7 protein-coding genes are annotated in these 8084 nt (G+C 36.9%); 4 read left to right on the forward strand and 3 right to left on the reverse strand.

Going from position 1 to position 8084, the window contains the following annotated elements:
* The 4 genes from ACIQ2X_RS11290 to ACIQ2X_RS11305 all read left to right on the forward strand — a co-directional run.
* Positions 1-1172 (forward strand): phosphoglycerate kinase (locus ACIQ2X_RS11290; protein ID WP_396179025.1); only part of this gene is annotated, 1172 nt, incomplete at its 5' end.
* A 194-nt stretch (positions 1173-1366) separates the two neighbouring features.
* Positions 1367-3322 carry a LysM peptidoglycan-binding domain-containing protein gene (locus ACIQ2X_RS11295; RefSeq protein ID WP_396179026.1) on the forward strand — a complete coding sequence of 652 codons (1956 nt, stop codon included), beginning with the start codon at positions 1367-1369 and terminating at the stop codon, positions 3320-3322.
* 85 nt (positions 3323-3407) lie between these two features.
* Positions 3408-4418, forward strand: coding sequence for a DUF4837 family protein (locus ACIQ2X_RS11300; protein WP_396179027.1), 1011 nt, complete (start codon positions 3408-3410; stop codon positions 4416-4418).
* Positions 4419-4425: 7 nt separating this feature from the next.
* Entirely contained in the window at positions 4426-4872 is a 447-nt protein-coding gene (locus ACIQ2X_RS11305) for a GNAT family N-acetyltransferase (RefSeq protein WP_396179028.1), read from the forward strand.
* Here ACIQ2X_RS11305 and ACIQ2X_RS11310 read toward each other — a convergent pair.
* The 3 genes from ACIQ2X_RS11310 to rnpA all read right to left on the reverse strand — a co-directional run bounded on the left by ACIQ2X_RS11310 (position 4869) and on the right by rnpA (position 7812).
* Positions 4869-5687, reverse strand: coding sequence for an OmpA family protein (locus ACIQ2X_RS11310; protein ID WP_396179029.1), 819 nt, complete (start codon positions 5685-5687; stop codon positions 4869-4871). The genes ACIQ2X_RS11305 and ACIQ2X_RS11310 overlap by 4 nt on opposite strands.
* Positions 5684-7321: a S41 family peptidase gene (locus ACIQ2X_RS11315; protein ID WP_396179030.1), complete on the reverse strand. Its 1638-nt coding sequence runs from the start codon at positions 7319-7321 to the stop codon at positions 5684-5686. Before ACIQ2X_RS11315 ends, ACIQ2X_RS11310 begins: the two co-directional genes overlap by 4 nt.
* Before the next feature lie 95 nt (positions 7322-7416).
* The gene (gene rnpA / locus ACIQ2X_RS11320; RefSeq protein WP_396179031.1) at positions 7417-7812 is read right to left on the reverse strand and encodes a ribonuclease P protein component; all 396 of its coding nucleotides are present in this window, start codon (positions 7810-7812) and stop codon (positions 7417-7419) included.
* Positions 7813-8084: the final 272 nt, after the last annotated feature.

Raw genomic sequence — 8084 nt, forward strand, 5'->3', positions numbered from 1 at the left:
ACTTCAATTTTAAAAATAAAAAAGCGTTGGTTCGCGTGGATTTTAATGTACCATTAGACGCTGATTTTAATGTTACCGATGCTACCCGAATTCAAGCTGCAAAGCCTACAATTGATGCTATTTTAGCAAACGGCGGAAGCGTAATCTTGATGTCGCATTTGGGTCGTCCAAAAGGAAAAGAAGATAAATATTCGTTGAAACATATTGTGGCAAAAGCTTCAGAAATCTTAGGTCACGAAGTAAAATTTGCATCTGATTGCCGAGGAGAAGTAGCTCAAAATGCAGCCAATGGCTTACAACCGGGAGAAATTCTGCTACTTGAAAATTTGCGTTTTTATGCTGAGGAAGAAGCGGGCGATGTTGATTTTGCTAAAGAATTAGCTTTTTTAGGCGATATTTATGTCAATGATGCTTTTGGGACAGCTCATCGAGCTCACGCTTCAACTACAATTATTGCACAGTTTTTTCCTGAAGCCAAATGTTTCGGAAAACTATTAGCCGCCGAAATTGAAAGCCTTGATAAGGTCTTAAAAAATTCTCAAAAACCCGTAACCGCTGTTTTAGGAGGTTCAAAAGTGTCGTCGAAAATAACAGTTATCGAAAACATTTTGGACAAAGTAGACCACATGATCATCGGCGGTGGAATGACTTTTACATTCGTGAAAGCACAAGGCGGAAAAATTGGCGATTCGATTTGCGAAGACGACAAACAAGATTTGGCACTAGAAATTTTACGATTGGCCAAAGAAAAAGGCGTGCAAATTCATATTCCCGTGGATGTGGTGGCGGCAAATGCGTTTTCTAACGATGCAGAAACGCAAATCGTTGATGTAGATAAAATTCCCGACGGTTGGCAAGGTTTAGATGCAGGACCCAAATCGTTAGCGAATTTCAAAAAAGTAATTTTAGAGTCGGAAACGATTTTGTGGAACGGACCTTTGGGCGTTTTTGAAATGGAAAATTTTGCCAACGGAACCATCGAATTGGGCAACTTTATTGCAGAAGCTACCGAAAAGGGCGCTTTTTCACTCGTAGGAGGTGGCGATTCGGTTTCGGCAGTAAAACAGTTCGGTTTGGAAGACAAAATGAGCTACGTTTCCACTGGTGGTGGTGCGATGCTGGAAATGCTTGAAGGAAAAACCCTCCCTGGAATTGCCGCCATATTAGACTAATTTAAAGTGTTAAAACAATTTTTATTAAAAATTTAAGTTATATGATATAACGATTTTGTTATAAGATTGTTATGTTTGCATATCGTTGAAATCTAACTTGATACCGTTCGAGTTAGATTTTGACGTATTATAAAATGAATTTAATATTTGTTATGGCTTTATTTTTGCAGCTGTAACAAACAAACAATAAATAAATGAATACAAGAAATTTAGTCGTAACCGCAGCATTATTAATTTCGGGAACTATTTTTTCGCAAGATTCAGATTCTTCTCTTGTAAAACCACCGATTGTTAAAATTTCCTACCTCGATTCCATAAAATCCACTTTTGTTCACGATGAAATTGCCGCTTGTGTCGATAGTTTGTGGTTAAAAGAACTTATGAATCACGACATTTTTCCCGAATTACTCAATGATATTGCTACAATAGACGTTGATAAAAAAGTGGATTACGATCTTTCTACCGAATTATTGAAAGCGCGTTTTAAAGAAATGGATGCCAAATCTCCTTTCAACATTCAATATAATCCAGCCGTTGAAAATGTAATCAAATCATTTTTGAAAAACCGGAAAAAATCGTTCGAACGCTTGATGGCCATTTCAGAATATTATTTCCCGATGTTCGAAGAGGCCTTGGCGAAACAAAATGTTCCTTTAGAAATTAAATATTTAGCCATTGTAGAATCGGCGTTGAACCCGAAAGCAGTTTCTCGAGTTGGTGCTACGGGTTTGTGGCAATTTATGTACCAAACGGGCAAAGAATACGATCTTAAAGTAGATTCTTTTGTAGATGAACGAAGCGATCCCCTAAAGTCCAGTAAAGCAGCTACCCAATACATGACCAATATGTTCCGAATTTTTGGCGATTGGGAACTGGTTTTGGCATCCTATAATTCAGGAGCTGGAAATGTGGCCAAAGCAATTAGACGTTCAGGCGGACAGCAAAACTATTGGAACATTCGAAAATATTTGCCCAAAGAAACCCAAGGATATGTTCCCGCTTTTTTAGCCACAATGTATATTTATGAATACCATAAAGAGCACGGAATTGTGCCCAATCGTGCAGTGGTCAAACATTTCGAAACGGATACGGTGATGATTAAAAAGGAAATGAGTTTTAAACAAATTGCCGATTTGATGGATGTTCCAGTTTCACAAATTCAATTATTGAATCCTTCGTACAAAATGAACGTGGTTCCGTTTTATCCAAATAAACCACACTTTTTGCGTTTGCCAAAAGAAAAAATTGCTGTATTCACTTCCAATGAAGATAAAATTTATGCTTACGTAGACAAAGAACGTACGAAAATTGAAATGCCTTATTTTGTTGCCAACAACCGTAAAGCAGATAATGTTGTTGCCTCCAATTCCAACTACCGAACCAAAACAAAATATCATACAGTTCTTAAAGGCGAGAGTTTGGGATTAATTTCTAACAAATATGGTGTTGCTGTAAGCGAATTAAAACGTTGGAATAATTTAAGAAGCAGCACAATTAGTTCGGGTGCAAAACTCAAAATTGTTTCAACCGTTAAAGAACCAGTTGCGGTACCAAAAACGGTTCCATTAGCTGTTGAAAAAGAGGAAGAAACGGCAATTGCTTCGACAGAACCCACGACTTCAAATCCCGGAGAACAACTTTTATCATCGGTTTACACGGTTCAAAAGGGAGATAATTTGTCGTCAATAGCAAAAAAATTCAATATTTCGGTAGCAGAATTAAAAGAATTGAACAACTTGGAGGACGCCACAGTTAAAGCCGATAGCCAACTGAAAGTACAGAAATCAGATCAAGTAGCGGGTATAAAAAATGAAATTGAAACTAAAAACCATATCAATTATCAGGTTGTAAAAGGAGACAATTTGGGTAGTATTGCCAAGAAGTATAATGTTTCAGTAGCTTCACTTCAAGAATGGAATGATTTGAAAGACAACACCGTGCAAGTAGGAAAGAAACTTTTGATTTTATCAGATGAAAAAAAGGAAGTAGCTACTTCTGAAAAAATCCAACATTATTTGGTAAAGAAAGGCGATTCACTCTTTAAAATTGCCCAAAAATACCCTGGCGTTACCGTTACCGATATTAAAAAATGGAACGGCATTAAAGGAAATGAATTGAAAGTAGGGATGAAACTGCGAATTAGTAGTTAATTTCTAGAAAAAGTATAGTGCGAAACATAATTTAAATTCCTTATTTGGTCACTCCATTTAAGGAATTTATTTTATAGCTTTGTTTATGATTAAAAGGGGTTCCAAATATTTTAGAACTGATAGAGCAAATTGGCACATTCCATTTTTAGCACTACTTTTTTCTGTGTTATTAGTTTCTTGCAAAGACAACGAACCTAAAAAAGTGGCAGCTACCGGTGCTATTAATTCCTTGGCTATTGCCATAAATGATAATTTATGGAGTGGCGAAATTGGCGATAGTTTGCGCAAAAAATTTGCAGCACCCGTAGATGGACTTCCACAGGAAGAGCCGTTGTTTACCATTCAGCAGTTTCCTGTGCGTTTGTTTGACGCCTATAAAAATTCAAATACCAATTTGATTCTGATTAAAAAAGAAGAAAAAACGGGGTATCGAGTGGTGCATGATCAACACATAAAGCCCCAAAACTTAGTAGTCATTTCAGGGAAATCCATCGCCGAGATTATTGCTTTTATTGATCAAAACGGCGATTCATTAGTAACATTATTTCGGGAAACAGAAATCAAACGCAGTCAAGCACTGGTTCGCGAAAATTTATTGAGCGATGAAAAACTTAAAAAAAGATTCAAAATTTCGTTAGATGTTCCAGCCACTTTTCAATACGTGATGGAAAAACCCAATTTTATTTGGATGAAAAAAGAAATTTTGAGCGGAAACACCAGTATTTTGGTCTACAAAGTGCCGTTCAAAACCATACTTAAAAATGATAATGTGGTCAATAACATCATTGCTATGCGAGATGTTTTTGGAGCGCGTTACATCAGAGGAAAGGAAAACAACAGCAAAATGATTACCGAAGAATCCTATGCACCCTATTTTGACATTACCGTCATTGCTCAAAGGCGGGCTTATGAAACCAAAGGAACTTGGGAACTCAAAGGCGATTATATGTCAGGGTCGTTTATAAATTATGCTATTATGGATCGAAAAAAACGCGAATTCATCATTATTGAAGGGTTTTGTTATGCACCATCCACCTCTAAACGCGACTTGATGATGGAACTGGAAGCGATTATCAAATCGGTTAAATTTTTATAAATATCTAATGGAAATTACATTCAAAATTAAGCGTTTTAACGAGCTAACTATCTCGGAACTGTACCAAATGCTACAACTGCGAAGTGAAGTCTTTGTAGTGGAGCAAAATTGCGTTTACCAAGACATTGACGACAAAGACGAAAAAGCGCTGCATGTTGTGGGGGAGATAAAAGGTCAAATTGTGGCTTATTCCCGGCTTTTCAAACCCAATGATTACTTCGAAAACGCTTCAATTGGTCGGGTAGTGGTGGCAGAAAAATTTCGAGCAAACAAGCTTGGCTACGATTTAGTGAACGAAGCGATTGCAGGAATCCAAATCCATTTTGGAACGCAAAAAATTACGATTTCGGCACAATTGTACTTGAAAAAATTCTATGAAAGTCTAGGTTTCCTGCAAGTAAGCGAAACGTATTTGGAGGATGGAATCGAGCATATTGAGATGCTCCGCATTTAAATCTTCGTAATTACCAATTCCACTCGACGGTCGTATTCCGTACCTTTTCCAAGCGGAACCGAATTTCCATAACCCTTAAACGTCATCCTACTTTTAGGTACTTTTTTTAAAATCAAATATTTATAAACGGCTTCGGCACGATTGTGAGAGAGTTTTCGTTTTCCGGTGTGGCGGTCCACGGCCTCTTTTTGGTAACGAGGAGTACAACAAATATGCCCTTGAATTTCGAATTCAATGTTTTTATGACGCAATAAAAGCTTGGCTAACTTTGCCAAATCCGCTTTTGATTTGAAAGTCAACACGCTGCTTCCGCGGTCAAAAAGTAAATTGTCCAGATAAATATGATCGCCTACTACATGGTTTTTCTGAATGCTATTGTAATAGCCCGGGAGTTGAATTTTGGGCAATGGTTTCAAATTCAACACAACATCTACCCGACGGTTTTTGGAACGCACTTCGGGAATGTTTTCCACAATATCATCATCTATCATGATACGGCCTTTTCCTTCGATGGTTACAATTACTTTGTTGGTAATACCGTTTTTCAGAAATTCTTCTTGAATGGTATTCGCCCGATTTTGCGAAAGCTTAAAATTGTATGCGTCTTTCCCGCGATCGTCGCAATACCCAAAAATTTCAATAGTTTCAATTCGAGTCGAATCGGTGGTGCGGATAAAATCGACCACACCTTGCAGTTGTTCGGGTTTTAAACTGAATTTGTCAAACTCAAAGTAAACCGAATGAATCACTTCCTCTTGAGCTTGAAGCATCCCGATGAAAAGCAGGGGCAAATATTTTAAAATTCGAAACATCATTGTAAAAGTATTTTTTTGTATTCCACAGGATTATTCAACATCGATGTGGCTTTTTTGATTTCTGCATTACTTTTAAGATAGTAGTTGTACAAACCCTCTCGGTATTGGTACCGCAAAATAAGTTCGTCTACCAACAGGTTTTTAATTTCTTTTTGGTATTTATTGATTTGGGCTTCTTCACTTTTTTGAATGGCTGCAACCAGCAAGTTATACTCTGCTTTTATCGATTCGTCAATGCCTTCTTTTTTGGCTAATTCTAAAGCATTTTTTAATGCTTTTTGTGTTTCGGTATCCGACGAAAATTTTTCTTTTTTCAAAAATTGTTTGAATGCGGTGTAATCGGCATCGGAAATCACAGGAATTTTTTCGCCAAGCGATGGGTTTTTAAAAAAATAATCAGTGGCAAAATTGAAAATCGCGTCATTTTGCTGCAACGCTTCAGAAATTGGATTCAATTTGGTTTCTTCCATAACCACGTCGGGCAAAATACCGCCTCCGTCAAAAACCGGCCGACCTTTACGGGTTTTAAAAGCATTATAATTTTTAGCATCGGTACGAATAGCTTTTCCATTGGCATCTTTCTGACCGTAATCCAACGACTGGATGCAACGACCCGAAGGCGTGTAATACCTCGAAATTGTGACTTTTACTTGTGTGCTGTACACCAAGTCAATCGGTCGTTGTACCAAACCTTTTCCAAAACTCCGACTTCCAATAACTACTGCGCGATCCAAATCTTGCAATGCTCCTGCAACAATTTCCGAGGCAGAAGCACTTTTTCCATCTACTAAAATCACGAGCGGAATATCTAAATCTACGGGTTCAAAATTTGTTTTATAGGAATTATTGTGTTGTTCGATTTTAGATTTGGTCGTCACAATCACTTCATTTTTTGGCACAAATAAATTGCAAATATTCACCGCTTCATGCAGCAAACCACCAGGATTTCCACGAAGGTCTAAAATAATTTTTTCGGCACCTTCTTTTTTCAAATTTTCCAAAGCCGCTTTTACTTCTGCAGTCGCTTTTCTGTTGAATTGCGAAAGAACAATATAACCCGTTTTTTCGTCTACTTTTCCAAAAAACGGAACGGCTTTAATTTCTACTTCTTCGAGAACGATTTGAGTAGTCGCTGTTTTGCCTAATCGCTTGTAGGTAATGTCGATTTTGGCATTTTTGGCTCCTTTGAGCAATTGCGAAATATCTTCTTTAAAGTCAATAATGTTTACTTCACCAATTTGAATAATTTCGTCGCCTGCTTTTAAACCAGCTTTGTCGGCGGGATAATTTTTGTAGGGTTCTTTAATGATCAAGCGTCCTTCTTTTCGTGCAATTAAAGCGCCAATGCCGGTGTATTCGCCTGTCATGTTGATTTTAAATTTAATGACGTCTTGCTCGTTGTAATAGTTGGTGTACGGGTCTAAATCAGCCAGCATTGTTTTGATGGCTTTGTCCATCATTTGACCCGGATTCGTTTGGTCCACATAATTCATGTTGACCGTTTTGAATACTTCAGTGAAAATTTCGATTTGTTTGGCAATTTCAAAGAAGTCGTCTTTAAAACTCGTTCCGATGAAAAACAGTCCAGTTGCAACAACGGGAATTAGGAATCTTTTTTTGAAATGAATTTGCATTATCTTGTGATTTTGTCTTGAAGACTAAATTGGGTTACTAAAATAAACATAAATTATAGATAAACACTTTTTTGGAGCAAAAACCATGCAATTTGTTAGATTTTAGGCGATTGCTTCAAAATTTCAGCGTTCCATTTTTCAAAGAGTTGAATTGTTTTTTCTTCAATTTCCGAATAGCTCAAACGGTCTTTGGTTTGGTAAAAAAACATAAAAATATAGGGTTCTGTCAAATTTTCGCGCAGTAAATGCTGGTTCAAGCGATAGGTTTCGCGCAAAATCCGTTTGAAATAATTGCGATCCACAGCATATTTAAAGTATTTCTTGGAAACCGAAACGCCCATTTTCAACATTTCGCCGTCCATTTGTTGGTCATTTGCAACAGCGTAAACCAATCGTAATGGGTATTTAGAAACCGATTTGCTTTTCGTAAAGAGCAGGTCAATACTTCTTTTGCTTTTTAGTTTATGATTTTTAGGATATGAAAACGACATGAATTGAATTTAGCTCGAGCGACAAAGTTACAAATGTTGCTTCGAAGTTGTATTGAAAATAGGAGGATTAAGTAAATTTATGCAAACGTTTAAAAATGATGTTCTAAAATTTGTTAATTTTAACAAAAAAATGGATTCAGACCATTTAAGTAAGAAGAAAGTTATATTGTCGCAATTATTACCAAGTACTTTTGCCACAGATTAAAAAGATTAAAAGGATTTTTAATCTATGAGACTAAGCAATCTGTGTTCATCTGTACAATCCGTGGCAA

Source organism: Flavobacterium sp. (assembly GCF_044368625.1).
Taxonomy (GTDB): domain Bacteria; phylum Bacteroidota; class Bacteroidia; order Flavobacteriales; family Flavobacteriaceae; genus Flavobacterium.

Coding starts and splice junctions, on each gene's coding strand:
- ACIQ2X_RS11295 (WP_396179026.1), top strand. CDS start 1,367: ATGAATACAAGAAATTTAGTCGTAACCGCAGCATTATTAATTTCGGGA.
- ACIQ2X_RS11300 (WP_396179027.1), top strand. CDS start 3,408: ATGATTAAAAGGGGTTCCAAATATTTTAGAACTGATAGAGCAAATTGG.
- ACIQ2X_RS11305 (WP_396179028.1), top strand. CDS start 4,426: ATGGAAATTACATTCAAAATTAAGCGTTTTAACGAGCTAACTATCTCG.
- ACIQ2X_RS11310 (WP_396179029.1), bottom strand. CDS start 5,687: ATGATGTTTCGAATTTTAAAATATTTGCCCCTGCTTTTCATCGGGATG.
- ACIQ2X_RS11315 (WP_396179030.1), bottom strand. CDS start 7,321: ATGCAAATTCATTTCAAAAAAAGATTCCTAATTCCCGTTGTTGCAACT.
- rnpA (WP_396179031.1), bottom strand. CDS start 7,812: ATGTCGTTTTCATATCCTAAAAATCATAAACTAAAAAGCAAAAGAAGT.